We start from the raw sequence: 415 nt of genomic DNA, 5'->3' as shown, positions 1-415 counted from the left end.
TCAAAAGGAAGCAAAAGATTTTGTTGGCTATCTTGTGAAGAGATGGGGAGAAAAATCTGTAACTGATGCGGGCGTTATCCCTGCAACGAAAGTAGACACATCTAAGCTTGATCTTGCTCCAATGTACATTGAAATCTTAAAGGATTTGGGTGAAGCATCTAACGTAACAACCTACTTCGATACTCAATCCAGCCCAGCTGTATCGGAATTACACCATGATTTAGTAACGGCTCTATTTGGAAAACAAGTGACACCGAATGAGTTTGTTAAACAACATGCGGATGAACTTGCTAAAGAGAAAAAGTAAAAATTGGCCTAATAAATCTAAATGTAGGGGGCATACAGGTTATGCCCTCTATCATTTTAACTTCTTTTCAACTGGCTGTGTTAAAGATTGATGTTGATTTTGGCACTC

Annotated in this window: 1 pseudogene; it reads left to right on the top strand. The window is 38.6% G+C overall.

Annotation, left to right across the window (positions count from 1 at the left end):
* Positions 1–307, top strand: a pseudogene (locus V7659_RS10510) (ABC transporter substrate-binding protein); the annotation flags it as partial.
* Positions 308–415 lie beyond the last annotated feature (108 nt).

Origin of the sequence: Neobacillus drentensis, from assembly GCF_036966985.1 — a bacterium.
GTDB classification, from domain to species: domain Bacteria; phylum Bacillota; class Bacilli; order Bacillales; family Cytobacillaceae; genus Neobacillus; species Neobacillus drentensis_E.
This window is presented reverse-complemented; position numbering and strand designations above follow the sequence as displayed.